21 protein-coding genes, 1 tRNA gene and 1 pseudogene are annotated in these 18074 nt (G+C 48.0%); 14 read left to right on the top strand and 9 right to left on the bottom strand.

Going from position 1 to position 18074, the window contains the following annotated elements:
• Nucleotides 1-278 (top strand): annotated as a pseudogene (locus G7Y46_RS08215) (hypothetical protein); the annotation flags it as partial.
• A 27-nt stretch (nucleotides 279-305) separates the two neighbouring features.
• Nucleotides 306-2000: an amidohydrolase gene (locus G7Y46_RS08210; protein WP_165253910.1), complete on the top strand. Its 1695-nt coding sequence runs from the start codon at nucleotides 306-308 to the stop codon at nucleotides 1998-2000.
• 15 nt (nucleotides 2001-2015) lie between these two features.
• On the opposite strand, the gene G7Y46_RS08205 is transcribed toward G7Y46_RS08210, so the two are convergent.
• From G7Y46_RS08205 to G7Y46_RS08190, 4 genes are all read right to left on the bottom strand, one after another.
• Nucleotides 2016-2438 (bottom strand): guanylate cyclase, encoded by a 423-nt coding sequence (locus G7Y46_RS08205; RefSeq protein ID WP_165253909.1) that lies wholly within the window; start codon nucleotides 2436-2438, stop codon nucleotides 2016-2018.
• Nucleotides 2435-3493: a 4-(cytidine 5'-diphospho)-2-C-methyl-D-erythritol kinase gene (locus tag G7Y46_RS08200; protein ID WP_165253908.1), complete on the bottom strand. Its 1059-nt coding sequence runs from the start codon at nucleotides 3491-3493 to the stop codon at nucleotides 2435-2437. The genes G7Y46_RS08205 and G7Y46_RS08200 overlap by 4 nt, the downstream gene beginning before the upstream one ends.
• 114 nt (nucleotides 3494-3607) lie before the next feature.
• Nucleotides 3608-4108 (bottom strand): tRNA adenosine(34) deaminase TadA, encoded by a 501-nt coding sequence (gene tadA / locus G7Y46_RS08195; RefSeq protein WP_241157107.1) that lies wholly within the window; start codon nucleotides 4106-4108, stop codon nucleotides 3608-3610.
• Nucleotides 4087-4326: a glutaredoxin gene (locus G7Y46_RS08190; protein WP_165253907.1), complete on the bottom strand. Its 240-nt coding sequence runs from the start codon at nucleotides 4324-4326 to the stop codon at nucleotides 4087-4089. The genes tadA and G7Y46_RS08190 overlap by 22 nt, the downstream gene beginning before the upstream one ends.
• A 315-nt stretch (nucleotides 4327-4641) precedes the next feature.
• On the opposite strand from G7Y46_RS08190, the gene G7Y46_RS08185 reads away from it, so the two are divergent.
• From G7Y46_RS08185 to G7Y46_RS08155, 7 genes are all read left to right on the top strand, one after another.
• Nucleotides 4642-5211 carry a hypothetical protein gene (locus G7Y46_RS08185; RefSeq protein ID WP_165253906.1) on the top strand — a complete coding sequence of 190 codons (570 nt, stop codon included), beginning with the start codon at nucleotides 4642-4644 and terminating at the stop codon, nucleotides 5209-5211.
• A gap of 114 nt (nucleotides 5212-5325) precedes the next feature.
• Nucleotides 5326-6396: an iron ABC transporter permease gene (locus G7Y46_RS08180; RefSeq protein WP_165253905.1), complete on the top strand. Its 1071-nt coding sequence runs from the start codon at nucleotides 5326-5328 to the stop codon at nucleotides 6394-6396.
• On the top strand, nucleotides 6393-7217 hold the full coding sequence (locus G7Y46_RS08175; protein ID WP_165253904.1) for an ABC transporter ATP-binding protein: 825 nt from the start codon (nucleotides 6393-6395) through the stop codon (nucleotides 7215-7217). Before G7Y46_RS08180 ends, G7Y46_RS08175 begins: the two co-directional genes overlap by 4 nt.
• 52 nt (nucleotides 7218-7269) lie before the next feature.
• Nucleotides 7270-8322: an ABC transporter substrate-binding protein gene (locus tag G7Y46_RS08170; RefSeq protein WP_241157106.1), complete on the top strand. Its 1053-nt coding sequence runs from the start codon at nucleotides 7270-7272 to the stop codon at nucleotides 8320-8322.
• Between the two features lie 249 nt (nucleotides 8323-8571).
• A complete protein-coding gene (locus tag G7Y46_RS08165) occupies nucleotides 8572-9210 on the top strand; it encodes a hypothetical protein (RefSeq protein ID WP_165253902.1) in 639 nt (212 codons plus the stop codon).
• Complete coding sequence (locus G7Y46_RS08160; protein WP_165253901.1) at nucleotides 9207-9446, top strand: hypothetical protein; 240 nt, start codon at nucleotides 9207-9209, stop codon at nucleotides 9444-9446. The genes G7Y46_RS08165 and G7Y46_RS08160 overlap by 4 nt, the downstream gene beginning before the upstream one ends.
• Before the next feature lie 5 nt (nucleotides 9447-9451).
• Nucleotides 9452-10174 carry a metallophosphoesterase gene (locus tag G7Y46_RS08155; protein ID WP_165253900.1) on the top strand — a complete coding sequence of 241 codons (723 nt, stop codon included), beginning with the start codon at nucleotides 9452-9454 and terminating at the stop codon, nucleotides 10172-10174.
• Between the two features lie 168 nt (nucleotides 10175-10342).
• On the opposite strand, the gene G7Y46_RS08150 is transcribed toward G7Y46_RS08155, so the two are convergent.
• Complete coding sequence (locus G7Y46_RS08150; RefSeq protein ID WP_165253899.1) at nucleotides 10343-10531, bottom strand: hypothetical protein; 189 nt, start codon at nucleotides 10529-10531, stop codon at nucleotides 10343-10345.
• A gap of 266 nt (nucleotides 10532-10797) precedes the next feature.
• On the opposite strand from G7Y46_RS08150, the gene G7Y46_RS08145 reads away from it, so the two are divergent.
• On the top strand, nucleotides 10798-11004 hold the full coding sequence (locus tag G7Y46_RS08145; protein ID WP_165253898.1) for a hypothetical protein: 207 nt from the start codon (nucleotides 10798-10800) through the stop codon (nucleotides 11002-11004).
• Nucleotides 11005-11129: 125 nt separating this feature from the next.
• Here G7Y46_RS08145 and G7Y46_RS08140 read toward each other — a convergent pair whose 3' ends face one another.
• On the bottom strand, nucleotides 11130-11384 hold the full coding sequence (locus G7Y46_RS08140) for an ArdC family protein (RefSeq protein WP_165253897.1): 255 nt from the start codon (nucleotides 11382-11384) through the stop codon (nucleotides 11130-11132).
• A gap of 516 nt (nucleotides 11385-11900) precedes the next feature.
• A tRNA-Ser gene (locus G7Y46_RS08135) sits at nucleotides 11901-11991 on the bottom strand.
• 110 nt (nucleotides 11992-12101) lie between these two features.
• Here G7Y46_RS08135 and G7Y46_RS08130 point away from each other — a divergent pair.
• The 4 genes from G7Y46_RS08130 (at nucleotide 12102) to G7Y46_RS08115 (ending at nucleotide 16201) form a co-directional block, all read left to right on the top strand.
• Nucleotides 12102-13523, top strand: a complete 1422-nt coding sequence (locus tag G7Y46_RS08130; protein ID WP_165253896.1) for a DUF2207 domain-containing protein — start codon at nucleotides 12102-12104, stop codon at nucleotides 13521-13523.
• Nucleotide 13524: 1 nt separating this feature from the next.
• Complete coding sequence (locus G7Y46_RS08125; RefSeq protein WP_206214118.1) at nucleotides 13525-14469, top strand: DMT family transporter; 945 nt, start codon at nucleotides 13525-13527, stop codon at nucleotides 14467-14469.
• A 90-nt stretch (nucleotides 14470-14559) separates the two neighbouring features.
• The gene (locus G7Y46_RS08120) at nucleotides 14560-15087 is read left to right on the top strand and encodes a shikimate kinase (protein ID WP_165062651.1); all 528 of its coding nucleotides are present in this window, start codon (nucleotides 14560-14562) and stop codon (nucleotides 15085-15087) included.
• A gap of 28 nt (nucleotides 15088-15115) precedes the next feature.
• Nucleotides 15116-16201, top strand: a complete 1086-nt coding sequence (locus G7Y46_RS08115) for a DUF4013 domain-containing protein (RefSeq protein WP_165253895.1) — start codon at nucleotides 15116-15118, stop codon at nucleotides 16199-16201.
• 63 nt (nucleotides 16202-16264) lie between these two features.
• On the opposite strand, the gene G7Y46_RS08110 is transcribed toward G7Y46_RS08115, so the two are convergent.
• Complete coding sequence (locus G7Y46_RS08110; RefSeq protein ID WP_165253894.1) at nucleotides 16265-17194, bottom strand: SufD family Fe-S cluster assembly protein; 930 nt, start codon at nucleotides 17192-17194, stop codon at nucleotides 16265-16267.
• An 89-nt stretch (nucleotides 17195-17283) separates the two neighbouring features.
• Entirely contained in the window at nucleotides 17284-18060 is a 777-nt protein-coding gene (locus tag G7Y46_RS08105; protein WP_165062648.1) for an ATP-binding cassette domain-containing protein, read from the bottom strand.
• Nucleotides 18061-18074: the final 14 nt, after the last annotated feature.

Below are 18074 nucleotides of genomic sequence, written 5' to 3'. Positions count from 1 at the left end.
AAGCCAATAAAGATAGAGAGTGGGTGAATAAGGTGTTTTCTGTAAGTACAATAGGAGAAGATTGGGAGCGAGAAGTACGTATAGCCCGCAGAGCTGCTCTAAAAGAGGGAGAAGAACGTGGGTTAGAACGTGGGCTGGAACGTGGACGAGCGGAAGAAGCAGCTCACTATAATTCTCTTATCGAACACCTATTTGCCGCTGGACGTGAAGCTGACGTACTTAAAGCCTCTAAAGACCCAGCCTATCGTGAACAGCTATTCAAAGAATTTGGAATATAAGACTGCGGTCCTCATCAAACCTCTTGTATGAATATAGCAAAAAACAACACCCCTGCTAACACTGTAATCGTGTCACAAAATGTGTTCACGGGGCTGAACGACGAAGCAAAGCCGCTAGCCGTAGGCATATATGCCGACCGCATATGCTGGGTAGCACCCGCTGCACATATAGTAGAAATGCTGTCGGACGAAGCCGACACAACCACCACACCTGCATCCAAAATAGCCACAGCACTTACCACTGAATTCCCCACTAGCAAAAACGCTGCAATACTCAACTACAAAAACGCCTTTGTAATGCCCGGATTTCACGACGCACATCTGCACTTTTTTCATTCTGCACTATATGCGTCGCCCTTGGCAGAGCAGTTCGTAGGCGCAAACGAACAAGATTGCGTGGAACGACTTGCCCCGTTAGCGCAGCGACGCCCGAAAGGTTCATGGCTACTAACACAAGGATGGCGCGAATATCTATGGAATCCACCGGTTATGCCGTCCAAACATTCACTTGATGCAGCCTACTCCGACAGACCGGTAGCTATGTATTCCGGCGATGCCCATACACTGTGGCTAAACTCTTGCGCCATGGAAGAATTGGGGCTAAACCCAAGCTCACAAGCTCCATTAGGCGGCACATACGAAAAAAATGCCGCAGGCGAACTTACTGGCATCGTGCGCGAAACCGCCGCTATGGAACTTATGCCGAAAATAGTTGCCACGTTCAGTACCGAAGAATTATTGGATGCATATCGCAATTTCCAAGCACAACTTAATGCGCATGGCATAACGGCAATATGCGATATGGCACTTAGCGCTACACCCGGTGTCGATTTCGTGCGCGACGACTTATTTCAACACTTAGAAAACACTGGCGAACTTACTGTGCGCACGCATTTATTCCCCACGCTTTTATCCGGCACTACGCGCCTTAGCGAACTGCAAGCCCGTCTGCAAAGCCCAATGTTGCGCGCCTGCGGATTCAAACAATTCTTTGACGGCGTATCCAGCCAACACACCGCATGGCTGCACAAACCATATACAAACGCACGCTTCCCCGACGATTGCGGGCGCCCCACAATTAGCCCACCTGCCATGAAACAGCTGGTGTTTGAAGCTGCACGTGCCAACCAAAGCGTGCGCATCCACACAATAGGCGATGAAGCCATACACCAAGCACTAGATATTTTTGAAAAATGCCCTACACCAAAACCCATTTTCACTTTGGAACACGTAGAAAACTTCCAACCACACGATATAGAACGCCTTGCAAATTTAGACGTAATTGCCTCGGTGCAGCCACGACACATAACGCTGGATCCCGGAGGTCCCAAGCGCGATCTTGGAGATGAGCGGCTGCCTTATATTTGGCCGCTGCGTACACTTTTGCAATCGGGGGCAACGCTAGCTTTCGGCACCGATTCGCCGGTTACAAATATAGACCCGCTGTCTGCTGTGTATACCGCCGTTACCGGTCGCGACGCAGACACCAGACTGCCCTCAAGCGACTGGTCAGTCAGCGAACATATAACTGTAGCCGAAGCATTGCGCGCCTACACTTTAGGAAGCGCAATGGCTACTGGTCGAGCAGATGAGCTTGGCAGTCTCGAATCCGGCAAGTTTGCCGACATAACCATACTTAGTAGCAACCCACTAATATGCGATACAGAAGATATACCCAACATAAAAGTTTTAGCTACCTATGTGGGTGGCTTTTTACGCTAGCGCAACCTCAGTAGCCTATTTTTTTGGGCGAAAATTCCCCAACAAGTCGTATATTTTCCAAAAAATGGTACTCCGCGTTACGCTAGTGCTGTCCGACTCAACTGTAGCTTTTTGCGCTTTCTGGCTGTAATGCGGGTTATTCTTCTTGAAAAAGTGGTTACAAATTCTCGTGATAATAAGACCCAGAACACCCACTACAGCAAAGCTTGCGGCTAATTCCAATACGGATGAGTTGTTATCTATAACTGCATAAAGCGAGGCTAGCCCGAAAAATATTGATATGGCTGCACAAAGCACGGTAAATACACTAATAAGCACCTCTTTAGCGCGCGCTTTAGAGTGCACATAAGTAACTACCATGTATATAACAATAGCCAGAACTATAAGCGCTATTACTAGCGGTAAACTGCGCGAAAGTCGAGCAAGAAGACCTATCATAATATGGCTGCTTTCAAACTGCTTAGCGTTGTTGCGCGTGCCCACCAACCATTCGTTCTGGCTTCAGCGGCAATACGTGATGCTTGCGAAAAACTGTCAGTTATGGCAAATGTGCAAGAACCGCTGCCGCACAGTAATACTTGGTTGCAAACTGCAGACGGCGCTGCTGCAGATATATCCCCCGCAAGATATTCCTCTAGCTTTTCGCGAACGCTAACCAATTCAGGCACCAGAAATTCTGCCGCAGACGAAAGGTTGTTATACAGCGGAACTTCGCTAGCTAATTTCGCACTTTCAACCTGCGCCAGTAAATCGGATGGCACAAACTGCGCATCTTCGTCAAAACGCGCATAGGCTTGTGCGGTAGAAACACCCGCATGTGGCTTCGCTAACACTATTGGGGTCTTAGCGGGCTGCAAACGCGATTTCAAACATTCCCCCGCGCCACTTAAAAGCGCGCATCCTCCCTGTAAGAAAAACGCCACATCGGCACCAAGTGAAGAAGCTACTTCGTATAACACCGGAGCATCGGACGGCAAGCCCCACATGTTCGCAGCTGCCACCAACGCTGCTGCCGCATCTGACGAACCTCCACCTAATCCAGCTTGATGAGGTATGTTTTTTTCTATGTGAATAGATATGCTTTCGGATGTTTTGTAATCAATCGCATGCGCCAACTCTGCCAAAGCTCGAGTTACCAAATTTTCTAAAGCCGGAACATCAAGCGCCCTGATGGCAGCCTGAGTTTTATCTGCCGTTGTTATATTTACAAGCAAATTGTTAGCTGGACCTACCGCTGCCATATGCGAGGGTAACTTTTCTGGCGCGCACCAAGACTGAGCATTACGATGAAAATAAAGAACGTCATGTAATGCTAGCGCATGCATTACATTTACAACATCATGATAACCATCCTCACGATGCCTACCCACAGCTAAAAACAAATTCACTTTCGCTGGCGCTATTACTTTCAAAGCACCCGGCCCTAAGAATGTATCAGCTGACCACTGAGCATTTCTAGCTTCAGCCATCATGTCTACAGTTAGGGTTTCCATATCCGCATTCCGTTCGTATCGCTAATTTAATCAAATTCAGTCAAATATAATTTGAAAAATGTTACCGCGAAATAGTCCAAATGCGAAATTTCGATAAATCGCAAGCTTAATTACTCAACGGCGTTGCTTGAAAAATTTTCGCAAAATGTCGGCACATTCTTCGCCAAGTATACCAGCTACAACATCAAAACGATGATTCAGTCGCTCATCATTATGCACGCTATAAAGCGTGCCCAATGCCCCGGCTTTCTTATCGGAGGCACCATATACGCAACGCCGCACACGTGCCTGATGCATAAGCCCCGCGCACATTATGCATGGCTCAAGCGTTACATACACCGTGCAGTCAGAAAGCCGCCATGCATTTAATTCGCGCGAAGCCTGTTCCAGTGCCAAAAACTCTGCATGAGCTGCCGGATCGCACAACTGTTCACGCATATTGTGAGCCCTAGCAATAACGCAAGGCTCTGCCAGCGCACGCCGCGTGCCCGCATCAAAAGGCTGATAAACTACTACGGCACCTATAGGCACTTCGCCTTCCGCAAAAGCCGCTTGAGCCTCTTCTAAAGCTAGCCGCATGTATGCTTCATCATCTAGCAATTCGCACGCAGCCAATTTATTATATCAGCGCTTTCGTACATAGGCTTACCATCGACAAAAAGGCAAGGAACTTGCTGTTTGCCACCTACTTCTACTAGTGTTTGTAGCGCAGTCGCATCGGAACTTATATCGCGCATTTCAATATGCGCAGCCGCATCACCCATATCGTCAATGGCGTTCACAACGCGCATGCAATACGGGCATGTGGGTTTTATATACAAATCCAGCTTCATATAAACCTCTTTCAAGTAATAACTTCTCAAGAGAAAAGCACCGTCAACAGCCGTTTCAGCATTTTTTGTTGACAGCTACCCAAATAGCAAACATAAACTATCTTATTACAAACGATTTATCCTCAACCATTGCGCGCATAAAAGATATGCCATATCAAGAAATCGCTTAATTACAGGTTCTCGCCCAACAAGCTGCGCAGGGCGTTTCCTAAATCGTTTGTTGAAGTGTTTTATCTCATCAATTTATCAGTTGATACTGATTTCAGTATAATATATAAATGAGAATATATTTTACGAGGTACGCTAGGAAAAGAAATGCTCTACATTCTTACAGGCAAGGTTCAAGCAGGAAAGAGCCGCTGGCTGGAAGAGCGTGTTAAGACACTAGGTGCCGAAGGCATCGAATGCTATGGTGTTATTTCTGCAGGCATCTGGATTAGATCTGATAGCGAATATGCTAATAGCCAAGGTTTCGAAAAACTTGGCATCGAAAGCATTCTGCTGCCTAAGATGGAGAGATTCGAATTCGCAAAGCGGAAGGATCTGGCTAAAGCTAATGGTTCGTTTAACCAGCGAAGCCAAGCTGGCAAAGTAGGGCTTGGTTGGCATATTTCGGATGAAGCAATTGCGCGAGTGAATGCGCATTTCGCATGGATTGCAAAGCAAATTAAGGCAGATAAGATTCACGGAATGCTTGTAGTCGATGAACTCGGGCGCTTAGAGCTGGACCATAATGCAGGTCTTCTTGAAGCCATGAAGCTTCTCGAAGCGGGTGCAAGCGATAATTTCCCAAATGCAATAGTAGTTGCTCGCCGTGAATTGACGGAAAAGGTAGTAAATCGTTTTGCCAGCAAATGGGGCGGCTCTCAAACGATCTCGCTTTAGCAAGCCCTTACAGCGAAATATCAACAATTTTCCGCATAGAAGAATTTTCTCTTTTGAAATATCTATAAATGAGTATAATATTTATATTAGATTAATCCCTTGTAAGGATAATACATGCAAACCCAGTCTGCCGAAAAGAAGCATGGCAAGGAAGTTGAGGTCTGTAAGCGCCGCTCTAAGTTGAGTACGCATGCCGATGTCATCATTCTCGGACTGGCTATCTTCATGGTAATGCTTGCCGCCATTTCGCTCATGCTGGGAAGATACCCTATCGACCCCGGTCAGGCAGTTGCAATGCTGATTAACTGCGTCATTCCGCTAGATGTAACTTGGACAGAGCAGCAGTCCACTCTTTTCTTTAATGTGCGTCTCCCTCGCATCTTGCTCGCACTTATGGTGGGCTGCTGTCTTTCTGTTGCCGGCGCCGCATACCAAGGCACCTTCCAAAACCCGCTGGTTTCACCAGATATTCTAGGCGCAAGCCAAGGAGCTGCATTTGGTGCAGCTATCGCGATCCTGCTAGGTTTTACCGCTGCGGTGGTATCGGTGTCCGCTTTCTGCTTTGCGCTCCTTACCGTATTGATAGTTCTGCTGATAAGCGCTCGCGCAAAGGGAAACCATATGATGGTGATAGTGCTTGCAGGAGTCATGGTAAGCTCGCTTTTTCAAGCGGCTGTTTCGTACTGCAAACTGGTTGCCGATCCTTCTGATGAACTCGCCGATATCACATACTGGCTAATGGGAAGCCTTACCGGCGCGAAGATGTCGCAGGTGGCAACCGTGTTCCCAATCCTATTCATCGGATGTGCGGTTCTTTTCGCATTGCGTTGGCGAATCAACATCCTTACCATGGGCGACGACGAGGCATCCACAATGGGAGTGAACGCCCGTCGCATCCGAATTGTCGTTATAGTTTCCGCTACATTCCTTACGGCGGCATGCGTATCCGTCACTGGCATGATCGGTTGGGTCGGACTCGTCATTCCACATCTTTGTCGCATGCTTGTCGGCGCCGACTATCGTAAACTAATCCCAGCATCCATGCTAATGGGCGCAGGCTTTCTCCTGCTTGTTGACGATATCGCACGCCTAGCAACTACCGCCGAGATCCCAATCGGCATCCTCACCGCATTTGTCGGCGCACCATTCTTCCTCTATCTCATTACTAGAAGGAAGCGCATATGAGCATATCGGTGAAGAATCTTACGTTTGCATACGGCAACCATGAGGTACTGCACGACCTGACGTTCGACATCCCCGATGGCACGCTCGTGAACGTGCTCGGACCAAACGGCGTAGGAAAGTCCACCTTGTTCCGCTGCATCTTGGGTCTAAACAGCAATTACGATGGCATAATCGAAGTGAATGGCAAGAACATCAAGAATCTTTCTATTCGCGAGCGCGCCAAAGAAGTGTCATACATTCCACAGTCGCACGCACCCGTATACGACTACGAAGTGCTCGATGTAGTGCTCATGGCAACCGGCGCCGATCTGAAGATGCTGAGCAATCCCGGCTGCAGCCAGCGCCGCCGTGCGTATGAAGCGCTAGAACGCGTCGGTATTGAGAATTTCGCGCATCGCATGTACACGCATCTTTCTGGTGGCGAACAGCAGCTCGTCTTAGTGGCGCGAGCGCTCGCGCAGAATGCAAACACCATCGTTATGGACGAACCCACAAGTGCGCTTGATTACGGAAACACCATGCGCGTGCTCTCATGCGTTCGACAGCTTGCTCGAGAAGGCCTCTCAATCGTGCAATCAACCCACAATCCCGACCACGCATTCCTCTATTCCGACAAAACACTTGTCATCAAAGAGGGTCGCGTAGCCGCTTACGGCTCTCCATATAACGTCATTACGTCGAAGCTTATCAGCGGTCTTTACAGCATAGATGTCGAGGTCAACTCCCTTTATGGCGACAAGGTACGCGTGTGCGTGCCCGTTAAAGAGATAAAACGCAATCGAGAAGAAATTGGAAAGGATGGGATCGATGCGAATATCTAAGAAGTCAGTTTTGAGAGGGGCGACCGCGCTGCTGTGCGTCGGTGCACTATGTATGGGAACCGTTGCTCTCGCAGGCTGCACATCAAACAATCAGGCATCCAGCAGCCAAGCAGTTCAGGCGCAGCCAGAAACGCGTATGTTCACAGATTCACTTGGGCGCGAGGTGGAGCTGCCGGCGAACATCGAGAGGATATGTCCATCGGGTCATACCGCACAGCAGGTTCTGCTCACCATGGCACCGGACAAGATGGTAGGTCTATCTCAGCCGCTTAGCGATGACCAGCTCGCTATCTTCGGTGAAAAGTTCAAGGATTACCCGGTCTTCGGTGCAGTACTCGGTGCGAAGGACGACCTCAATCGCGAGGCGGTTGCCGCCGCTGATCCGCAGGTCATCATCGACACTGGCGAAGTAAAGAAAGACACGCAGGAAAGCCTTGATGCGCTTCAGGAGCAGCTCGGCATCCCCGTTGTTTTCGTTGAGGCTTATCTCGAAGACTACGGCGCAGCTTACGAAACGCTCGGCGAACTTCTCGGAATGGAAGAGCGCGGCAACGAGCTTTCCGAATATTGCACCTGCGTTTATGACGAAGTGAAGAGCACGATGGACACAATCCCCGAATCTGAACGTGTAAACATGGCATATCTACTTGGCGAGAACGGGCTAAACGCCATTGCAAAGACTTCCTTCCAAGCGCAGGTCATTGACATGGTTGCGAATAATGTAGTTGTAGTAGACGATGTTTCCGGTAAGGGCAATGGCAACGAAATCAGCCTTGAACAAATTGCTGTTTGGAATCCGGAGTTGATTATCTTCCAAAAAGGCAGCATCTACGACACTGTAGGCAGCGATCCGGCATGGAGCGGCATCGCAGCCATCGCCAACAACAATTTCTATGAAGTACCGAACAATCCATGGTGCTGGATGAATAATCCCCCCACCGTGAATCAGTTGATGGGCATGCAGTGGCTGCCACGCCTGCTCTATCCTGACAAGTTCAACAACAGCATCGAAGACGTTACGAAAGCTTACTACAAGACGATGTACAACAAAGACCTTACAGATGCTGAATTGAGTGAGATTTTGCAAGGAGCGCTTCCTCGCTAAAGTGGCAAAAGCGCAATAAGTTCTATTGTTTTCTCATCTCTCATGAAGAGATCGGCGTAAGCCGATCTCTTCATTTTTTACAAAAAAGCACAGCAAGGCGATTGATAAGGAAATGGCTTTGTTCTACATTATCAGCGAATACCGCAATTTCTTCGAGCGCTGTTGGGATTGTGGTGGAGGAATAAGGATTTCCCTGCTAGTCCTGCAAGGAAAAGCACCGTTCACCTTGCAGGATGCTGGGTGGTTTAGTTGAGCGTGCATCCTTTGGCAACGTTCTTGGCATCTATCGAGAATTTAACTCCATCAATAGGATGCTTGTTGAAAGGGTTGGTTATGACTTCTGTTCAATTTAAGCGTTCCGGTGAATGTGAAGTGGTTTTCGCCTATCCCGGTACGGGCAAGACCTATGCAGGTGGTTTTGATGGCGTGCTTGATGCGAGGATTGGTCGATTCAAGTACAAGAAGCCTATATGCGCTCATTCCCTGCTTGAAGCGGAGAGGTTGAAGGCTTCGCCTTGCTGCGAGAGCGACATATGCGACGAGTGGTCGATGAACTACTATCACTATTTGTCCGAGGTTCAGCGAAGTGGTGAGTACCGCTTCATTCTTGCGCCGCCTATTATTCCTGTGATGGTTACTTTTGAAGCAGAATGCTTCAATGGCGGTTACCAGCCTTACACGCTGGTCTATCCCCGTGCGGATTTGGCCGATGAGTATTTGCAGCGATACAAGGACAGGGGAAATGCGCAGTCCTTCATCGAGGTTTTTTATGGTGACTTCGCCTATTTCATAAGGTACTACGAGTCTATGAACCCGACAAAGCGTGTCGTTCTCGGAAGCGGACAGTATGTCAGTGACTACATAGAAGGGTCGTTGGTGGGAGCATGAATAAGGTCAATATCGCGATGGACGAGCATGGCAACCTTTTTGTTCACGACGATGTGAGTGACAAGGTGTATAGCATGAAAGACCTGCCATATGAGATGCATCGTCGGGAGGTTGAACGCTTGGAGGACTTCATTGCAGAAGCCGTAGCCTTCCGTGATACCGGGAAGGGTCGATATCCCAATTTGCTTGAGGAGTTAGATGACTATCTGGCGAGTTTGCCTGACTGCTCCGATTGACCGTCATGGCTGTCTATCTCACTGGCGATACCCACGGCATGGTTGGAAGCAAGGACTTCGACCGCTTCGAGGTCTGGAACTTCCCCGAGGGCGCGAAGTTGACGAGGGATGATTATCTGATTGTCCTCGGTGACTTCGGGATGCCCTCGGACTTGTTTGATAGCGACCATGATTTGCGCTCCTTGGCGGCTAAGCCTTGGACCGCCCTTTTCATCGACGGCAACCATGAGCACTTCGACTATCTCAATCATCTAAAAATTGAGAAATGGCATGGTGGAGCGGTTCACCGTTATCCGAGATACGAGAATATTGTCCATCTCATGCGCGGTGAGGTCTACGACATAGGCGGTTATTCGTTCTTCTGCATGGGTGGTGCGCAGTCGATAGACAAGGCGATACAGCAGAGTTGGGGAACTTGGTTTCCGGAGGAAATGCCGGACGAAGCTGAATACGCTAATGCGAGGAAGAATCTTGCTCGCTACGGCTGGCGCGTCGATTTCGTCCTCTCGCACACCTGTGCAACGCGCTATCTCGCAGAAGCCATAGGCGATAAGGGCTTTATTGGCGTTGGTGCTGTCAATGACGAGTTGACGGATTTCTTAGACGAGGTAGAGGACAAGCTGGAATATAGGCACTGGTTCTGCGGTCATTTTCACAGAGATTGCAACATAGACAGCCGCCATACTGTTCTTTATCGTTCCATTGTTGACCTCGAAGATTATTTGTAGGTTTATAACTCGATATGAGCAATAAAGGGGCTGTAACAAAAGTCTTGAATGGTTATCTTGAACCGCTATATATTGAAATGAAATGCAAGAAACCCACCACATATTGTAGCAGGTTTCTTATTGATGGGACTTCTGTTACAGCCCCTTCGATTCTATTTGTTTTACGTACTAAGGAATGATGTCTGCACAGCTACCGTCGTCGTGAGAGCGTATCCGCATTATAATTTGCTTGCCTGTAGATTTTTCAGTGAGCTCCCAAAAACAATCCTCAATAAATCTGATAAATTCGTAACCTTTAGAAGGCAAAGTGTCGAGAAGCTTCTTAATGCTCTCATAACGATGGTGATTATTGTTCATGATATTTCCTTCTTTCTTCGGATTCAGTTGCCATCTATCAAAAATTAACTATCTTTTTGATAGTTTCTATTTTGTCAATAGCAAATTGCGAATTGGCTTAAACGATTTGTTATTGGCCGATAATTAAGGATGCCTGTTGAATGGTTGTTACGAATCCGTTTAGCTTGCGATTCGGAGTTTTCATTTTTTTGGTTGACGATTTGATAGCTACTTACTATCATATAGCTACTTACTATCATATAGCTACCCGAAGAAGGGAGATTCTAATGAAATCCGTTGAAATGCAGCAAGTAATTATTCGTGTTGAGCCGGATATGTATCGTCGCTTTAAGGCTGCCTTACAGGCTGGTGAGCCACGGCAAAATACGACTCAAGCTGTACGTGCGTTCATGTGGGACGTTATTCATGATTATGAAGAAAAATTGGAAAAGGAGCGCTCGGACAAGAATTCCAAGGAGCAGGTTGTTGATTAACAAATTCCGTCACTTTGTGACGTTCAGTATGTACTTATTTGGAAGGAGGTATCTGCATGTCGAGTGCGCTTGACCCTTGGATGGAGTATGAGTCCTCGCCTGAAGCTAAAGCCGAATCTGAAGCATTAGCCTTTTGGTACGAGGAGGTCCTTTGTAACGTCTCGGAACGCGAAAAAGAGAGCGGGGACTGGCTGCCCAGCTGGGCAGCGGATTAGAAGGGAGATGCCGCCCTTGTAGGTCGTGCCTGAAATCGGGTTCTGCGGCGCGTGTCCGTACTCGAACGGCTCAATCCATTCGTAGCCTTTGGTGGTCATGTCCGCGATTATCTTCTCTACCACTGCTTGACGCTGCTCTGTTACGCGCTCCGGGAACTTGCTCATTTCGACTCCCATCATCTGGTCCTGTCATCGAACTTCCTTTCGGAAGATGGCGGCAAATGAACGCGCGGCGCAACAATGTCAAAGAGGAAGCAGAAACGCGATAGCGCATGAGTTTTATAAAAAATGCGAGTTTCATTTTTTATAAAACTCATGCGCTTTGACGTTGTGAGCAGCGTGTTAGAATGAGCCGCCCCTTCCTGTAAGGAAGGAGAAAAGGACTGTGCGCAGGGGTTCCCTGACTGTTTTTAGCGTTTTTCTAAAAACGGTTAGGGCTGCGCAGATGAGGGGAATCAGCTAAATGAGTATTTGAAAATGCGCTTCTAGCTGGGCGAACTTTGAGAAACGGTGCTTTTTGTGTTGCCAATAGTGTTACCACGAATTTGGTGGTTTTGTGGCTGCTTCGTTTTTGGGAGCATTTTGGGAACAACCGAACGAAAATCAGCGTTTTTCAAGTTATACGAGTTGGGTGAGATAAAAGAAACGCCTGTATAGTGCTGTTCGCGAAATAGGTAGGGCTGGCGGAGGAGTAGGGATTCGAACCCTAGAAGCCCTTTTGGGGCTTACTCACTTAGCAGGCGAGCACCTTCGGCCTCTCGGTCACTCCTCCGCATGTAACCCTGCATGTTACCCGAGCAAAGCCTGCGGGTCAATAAACTACGCTGCATGTTTATAATGAAACCATTACAAAACTTCACAAACGGAGAACGCAGAGAAACATTGAGTCTTAACTTCAACATATTGAAAGCAACCATAACAACAGCGCTGACAACAGCACTTGCGCTAATGCTTTCGCTCGCCTTGCCGCTCTCCGCTATAGCAGCAGAGCCCACCTTAGAAAACCCCAGCGTAGACATAACCGCCCAAGTGCAAACAACAGGCACTATGCACATAATTGAACATCGCGTATTCGCGTTCAACGGCGAATATGACACATTACGCTGGTCGTTCACCGGCTTCCCCGAAGACGCAAAAATAAACGTATCCTCAGTTCGCATGGCGAAAGTTAATGAAGAAAACACCGTCGAAGGCGATTGGATTACGCTCTTTCAAGTAACTTTTAATTCCGATTGGCGCGAAGCCGTTAAAGATTCCGGCGGAAACATGAAAAAAGAGTACGCCGATTCGCAAACACCCCAAAAAACAGGCGAAAGCGCGCCTGTCTTCCCCGCAGATAACTCATGGGCATTAGACGATCGCCAACATGCGCTATATGCTTTCTTCCAACCCACCACCAACCGTACAATTTTTGAAATAGACTACTCAGTTGAAAACGCAATAGCCGCCTATGACGATGTGGCAGAAATATATTGGGATTACGCCCCCGCACGCAATGACACAGAAACGCATAATCTTATAGCAACGGTGCAGCTACCAGTTCCGGAAAGCGCCACCATAACCCCGGGCAAAACAGTACTAGCTTGGGGACACGGAGCAATCGGCGAATTCGATATAGGAACAGACGGCACCATTACCTACAAAGTGCCATACATTCCAAAGGGACAATACGCAAACGCACATATTATTTTTCCAGTAACGTGGCTACCAAATCTGACGGTAGAAGCAAAGCAAGCCTATTCGGGCACACGGTTAGACAATGCCCGCACCGAAGAAGAATCGTGGACCGACACTTGGAGCAACAATGTCGTAAATACGCTAAGTATGAATATAGCCGCATTGGCTGTATGCGCTGCAGCGCTAATTGCATCGGGCGCAACATACATGGTGCTTTGTCGCGAAAAACATCGCGACAAACTGCCCGCGCTAACCGATGCAGAAATAGCATCAATAACCTCCGACAGCGAAATGCTAGCGCGCTTTAACTCGTGGAATCATATAGCTGAAAGCGAAATCAATCCCGACAACACAACAAAACGCCTGCAAGAAGCCAACTTATTTGACATGCGCAGCTTCAAAGCTCAGAAAGTGCTTGCCATTGTCGCCTTGGTATTCATAGCGCTTTCCGCAATCGCAGCTATCGTATTTGGGAATTGGCTAACATTTGCCGCATTCCTTATTACTGGAATATGTATAGGCGTGTGCGCAAACTACATACCAAGACGCACGCCAAAAGGCATAGCTTTAGCCTTGGCGCTGGAAAATACCACCGACCAGCAAAGCGCCAAATTGGGTGATTCATAATATGTCGCGCATGCAGCCCCTACCTCCATTTGTATATAAACTAATGTGCGCCGCCGCCGCACTTATTTGGGGCAGCTCGTTTGTAGTCATGAAAGACACCATAGACGCTTTCCCACCCTCATGGTTAATTGGCGTGCGCTTCCTGCTCACAGCGCTTTTGCTGACACTTGTGTTTGCGAAACGCATGCGACACGCCTTAAACGCAGAATCACTGCGCGCAGGCTCTATTTTAGGTGCACTAATTTTTGCGGCATACTGGGCTCAAACAGTGGGACTGAACTTTACCACCCCGGGCAAAAATGCTTTTCTAACCGATATTTATTGTGTGCTGGTACCCTTCATGTTCTGGTTCGTTACCCGCAAGCGCCCAACACGCTACAATCTTGCAGCTGCAGCATTGTGCATAACCGGTGTGGGATTTGTGTCGCTTTCAGGCGATACGCTATCAGTGGGATTCGGCGATTTCATGACAATAATAGGCGGCTTTTTCTTCGGCGCACACATTGTAGCTACCGCCGTGCTTGCAAAAAATCGCGACGCAATTGTGTTAACCGTCTATCAGTTTTGGGTTAGCGGAGCACTAGGCATTGTAGTGGGCGCAGCCACTGAACCCATGCCCAACTTCGCCGCCATACCGCCTGCATATTTTGCAAACATGGCATATCTAATTGTTGCTTGCACCTGCGTAGCTATGGTTTTTCAAAACACAGCCCTAAAATATATCCACCCATCGCAAGCCTCGCTGCTTCTGTCGCTTGAATCGGTGTTCGGAGTTGCTTTCAGCGTAGCGCTATATGGAGAAACTCTTACAGTACCGTTAGTTATAGGTTTTGTCCTTATCTTCTGCGCTATAGTGCTGTCTGAAGCCTTTCCGCTAAAAAAGCCGTCACGGAAAACTAACGTTTCGATTTCAGAAAATCCAAACTGTTTAGAAAGGTCAAAATAACGTGTAATATTGACCACGCGTGAAATCGCAAAACCGTCGCGCAACAATAACGGGAAGAAACACAGAACGCGCATACTGAAGGAGGGCAGAATGCACGAGAATTCCACCGAGCAAACTCGCAATAACATAGTGCTTATAGGCATGCCCGGTGTAGGGAAATCTACTATCGGAGTTGTGTTGGCGAAAATTCTGAACTACGAATTCGTTGACGCCGATCTTATAATTCAGCAGCGCTGCGACAAAACCTTGCAACGATTGATTGACACGCTGGGTCCTGATGGATTTATCGAGGTTGAAGGCAAAGTTTTGGCAGATCTGGAATTTAAGCGCGCTATTATTTCTACAGGGGGTTCGGCTATATATTCGCACGAAGGTATGCAGCATTTGGCAAAAAACGGTCGCGTAGTCTACCTTAAAGTTGAATTAGAAGAGCTGGAAAGCCGCTTCCCCGGCTTTGATGAGCGCGGTGTTGTTATGCGTCGTGCGCGCGGGATGAGTCTTGCCGATTTATACGAAGAGCGTATACCGCTGTACGAGAAATATGCAGACATAACAGTTAACGTTGATGGACTTTCCATAACGGAAGCAGCCGATAAGGTGATAAAGGCGCTGCAATAGCGCCCGCAACTATAAAAGGAGAAGTACTATGTTCTGTCCAAAATGCGGAAAAGAAAACCCAGATGGCAATGCAGTTTGCTATAGCTGTAGCGCGGAATTGCCAAAACCGGCAAATGCGGAGGCGCAAACGCCGCAACAACCTGCAGCGCAGGCAGCATCGCAAGCACAGCCTGCCGCCGCACAACCGCAATCGCAACCGCAGCCCGCAGCTGCACAGCAGCCAACTGCACAACCGCAGCCACAACCCACCGCACAAGCAACATATCAGCAACCCGCTGCACAGGTTTACAAGAAAGGCTGCATATCTAGCGCATGGGATGATATAAAACACAGCGAGGGCTGGTTTGGTCACACACTGTTGCTTGGACTTATCAACATAGTCCCCATTCTTAACTGGATTGTTCCCGGTTATTGCATGCGTTGGGCACGCCAACTTCCCATGGGAAAAATAGCACCTATGCCGAAGGGTATTTTCGTAAACCGTGGCTTTGTAAACGGCGCATTCTGGTTCTTGCTGTCGTTAGTATTTGGTCTAGTAGGTAGCATCGTAGCCGGAATATTGAGCATAGTACCTCTGCTGGGCTGGATCGCCGGTATTGCTATAGCCTTTTTCGTAGAAATGTTTCTGGATGCGGCACTCATGCGCACCGCGCTGGCTGACAGACTAGGCGCAGGTTTTGACTTTAGCGCCATATGGACAGCGTTTAAGCGTAGCCCCGGATCGCTTTTATGCATAAGCATTGTGCCTGCTCTTATCATAGCGGCGTGCGTGTGCGTTATAACGGTTGTTATCATAGGAATAGCAGCCCTGTTTGTAGGCGGCGACATTATGAGCCTTGCCATGACTAGCTACTATAGCGATGCTTATTCTTACAGCGGCTATTACTCACCTGAAAGCTATTACACACCCGAAATTATAGCTGCAGCTTTAGCAATAATTGGCACGTTGATTCCAGCTATTCTAATTTGCTACATCATAGGATGCTTCGCCACTGCATTCCAATACTTGTTAACGTTCCGTGCTCTTGGTCATTGGACCGCACGCTATGCAAGCGACTGGATTACCGATCCCACAGTTTCTGCCAGCGCAAACACTCATCCCGACCAAGTTTAGGCTATCAAATACAGACTCACAAACCAACGAAGCCCCTCTAACACAGAGGGGCTTTTAGTTTGGTTAATTCAAGAAGTCGTCAAGTATTTCCTGTTCAGCTTCTTCTTCCGTAAGACCTAGTGTTGTCAGTTTAACTATTTGATCGCCAGCTATTTTACCTATGGCTGCTTCATGTACTAGCATGGCATCTTCACTAGCAGCTTCTATTCCCGGAATAGCTTTAACCTTTGCGTTTCCCATAATTATGGCATCGCATTGCACATGCCCGCGGCATGCTGTTTCGCCTATTACTAGCGGGTTGAACACCTGAACTGAATTGTCTTGCGCTACCGAGCGCGATATAACCTGCACACTAGAGTCTTCGCCTTTAAGTTCCACTTTCATATTCGAAGTGGCTGTCTGATTGTCGTGCGTAAGCAGTTTTTCCGTTAGCACCAACTTAGCTCCGGCAGCAAGTTCAGCGTTGGTGTCGCGCACGGTAGATGTAACCCCGCGCAGCTGTACCAACTCCATTTCGCATTGGGAACCTTCCTCCATTATTACGTTGGTAACAGGATTCAAGATGCGCTCTCCCGTACCTTCGCCTTCGCCGTAGTGTTTTTCAATATAACGTACACGTGAATTTTTTCCGCAATAAAAAGTGTGTATGCCGTCGTGTTCGGACGCTTCGTCGCCAGAATTATGAATGCCACATCCGGCTATTATATTTACGTCGCAGTCTTCTCCAATGTAGAAGGTGTTGTACACCACATCTTTCACGCCCGCCATAGTTACTATGACTGGAATATGTACAGTTTCTCCGCGCGTACCGGGTGCAATATGTATATCTATGCCGGGGTGGTCGGTCTTGGTGGATATTTCTATGTTTGCCGACGAATGGCGCTCCACCAATTCGCCATCTTTACGAATGTTGACCGCGCCTTTTGGCATGCCGTGTATGTTGGCTATTTCTGCTAAAAGATTCATATCTATAGATGAAAGCTCATTAGCCATTTTTTCTCCTTATGTAGAAACTACGTTGGTCAATTAATTGCGAATTTTGATTGTGCTGCTTCTGTCTTCGCCTTTTCTTCCGCCTTCGCCTAGCAAGTGGTAGGAATTTCGGTTAGATGCAGCTCGGTAGGTTCGGTTAACTGGCAGCCATTCATTCCTTTTGAGATAAGACCAAGTTTGGGAATTATTTCGCTGGGTGTGCCGGTTTCGCTTACTTTGCCATCCGCCAGTACCATTATTTCGTCTGCCAGCTGAATTATGCGTTCCTGATGCGAAATTATCACAATAGAACGTCCGCCTTTAGCTTCGTGTATGTCGCGGAATGTCTCGGTAAGACGGTCGAAGCTCCATAGGTCTATGCCAGCTTCTGGCTCGTCATAAATGGCAAGTTTCGGGTCGCGTGCCAAAATGGTGGCTATTTCAATACGCTTCACTTCGCCACCTGACAGACTTTTATCCACTTCGCGCGTTAAATAGCTGGCTGAGCACAGACCAACTTTCGATAGATATTCGTTGCACGCTAACATAGGCAGCTTTTTGCCCGAAGCTATATCTAGCAGCTTTTTCACTTTCATACCTTTGAAGCGCGCAGGCTGCTGAAAAGCGTAACCAATGCCCAAGCGGGCACGTTCGGTAACTGACATGCCAGTTATATCTTCGCCATTGAATAGAATTGTGCCCGAAGTGGGCTTTTCAATACCCATTATTAGCTTAGCTAGGGTAGATTTGCCGCCACCATTCGGACCAGTTATAACTATGAATTTGTCGTCGTTTACTGTAAGCGACAAGTTGTCAATAATGCGCTTCTTTTCGCCAGTGCCGTTTGTAGCAGGCACTTCAAATACAAGATCTTTTATCTCTAGCACCGTTTTTCCTTGCG

Source organism: Adlercreutzia sp. ZJ304 (assembly GCF_011039075.1).
GTDB lineage: Bacteria > Actinomycetota > Coriobacteriia > Coriobacteriales > Eggerthellaceae > Adlercreutzia_A.
The sequence above is the reverse complement of the archived record's forward strand: the minus strand, read 5'-3'. Positions and strand labels throughout refer to the sequence as shown.

What these genes read in the sequence shown, in the direction of transcription:
- G7Y46_RS08120 (WP_165062651.1), top strand. Translation starts at nt 14,560, where the DNA reads ATGCACGAGAATTCCACCGAGCAAACTCGCAATAACATAGTGCTTATA.
- G7Y46_RS08125 (WP_206214118.1), top strand. Translation starts at nt 13,525, where the DNA reads ATGTCGCGCATGCAGCCCCTACCTCCATTTGTATATAAACTAATGTGC.
- G7Y46_RS08200 (WP_165253908.1), bottom strand. Translation starts at nt 3,493, where the DNA reads ATGGAAACCCTAACTGTAGACATGATGGCTGAAGCTAGAAATGCTCAG.
- G7Y46_RS08175 (WP_165253904.1), top strand. Translation starts at nt 6,393, where the DNA reads ATGAGCATATCGGTGAAGAATCTTACGTTTGCATACGGCAACCATGAG.
- G7Y46_RS08180 (WP_165253905.1), top strand. Translation starts at nt 5,326, where the DNA reads ATGCAAACCCAGTCTGCCGAAAAGAAGCATGGCAAGGAAGTTGAGGTC.
- G7Y46_RS08170 (WP_241157106.1), top strand. Translation starts at nt 7,270, where the DNA reads ATGGGAACCGTTGCTCTCGCAGGCTGCACATCAAACAATCAGGCATCC.
- G7Y46_RS08145 (WP_165253898.1), top strand. Translation starts at nt 10,798, where the DNA reads ATGAAATCCGTTGAAATGCAGCAAGTAATTATTCGTGTTGAGCCGGAT.
- G7Y46_RS08110 (WP_165253894.1), bottom strand. Translation starts at nt 17,194, where the DNA reads ATGGCTAATGAGCTTTCATCTATAGATATGAATCTTTTAGCAGAAATA.
- G7Y46_RS08185 (WP_165253906.1), top strand. Translation starts at nt 4,642, where the DNA reads ATGCTCTACATTCTTACAGGCAAGGTTCAAGCAGGAAAGAGCCGCTGG.
- G7Y46_RS08150 (WP_165253899.1), bottom strand. Translation starts at nt 10,531, where the DNA reads ATGAACAATAATCACCATCGTTATGAGAGCATTAAGAAGCTTCTCGAC.
- G7Y46_RS08140 (WP_165253897.1), bottom strand. Translation starts at nt 11,384, where the DNA reads ATGAGCAAGTTCCCGGAGCGCGTAACAGAGCAGCGTCAAGCAGTGGTA.
- G7Y46_RS08210 (WP_165253910.1), top strand. Translation starts at nt 306, where the DNA reads ATGAATATAGCAAAAAACAACACCCCTGCTAACACTGTAATCGTGTCA.
- G7Y46_RS08160 (WP_165253901.1), top strand. Translation starts at nt 9,207, where the DNA reads ATGAATAAGGTCAATATCGCGATGGACGAGCATGGCAACCTTTTTGTT.
- G7Y46_RS08205 (WP_165253909.1), bottom strand. Translation starts at nt 2,438, where the DNA reads ATGATAGGTCTTCTTGCTCGACTTTCGCGCAGTTTACCGCTAGTAATA.
- G7Y46_RS08115 (WP_165253895.1), top strand. Translation starts at nt 15,116, where the DNA reads ATGTTCTGTCCAAAATGCGGAAAAGAAAACCCAGATGGCAATGCAGTT.
- G7Y46_RS08155 (WP_165253900.1), top strand. Translation starts at nt 9,452, where the DNA reads ATGGCTGTCTATCTCACTGGCGATACCCACGGCATGGTTGGAAGCAAG.
- G7Y46_RS08190 (WP_165253907.1), bottom strand. Translation starts at nt 4,326, where the DNA reads ATGAAGCTGGATTTGTATATAAAACCCACATGCCCGTATTGCATGCGC.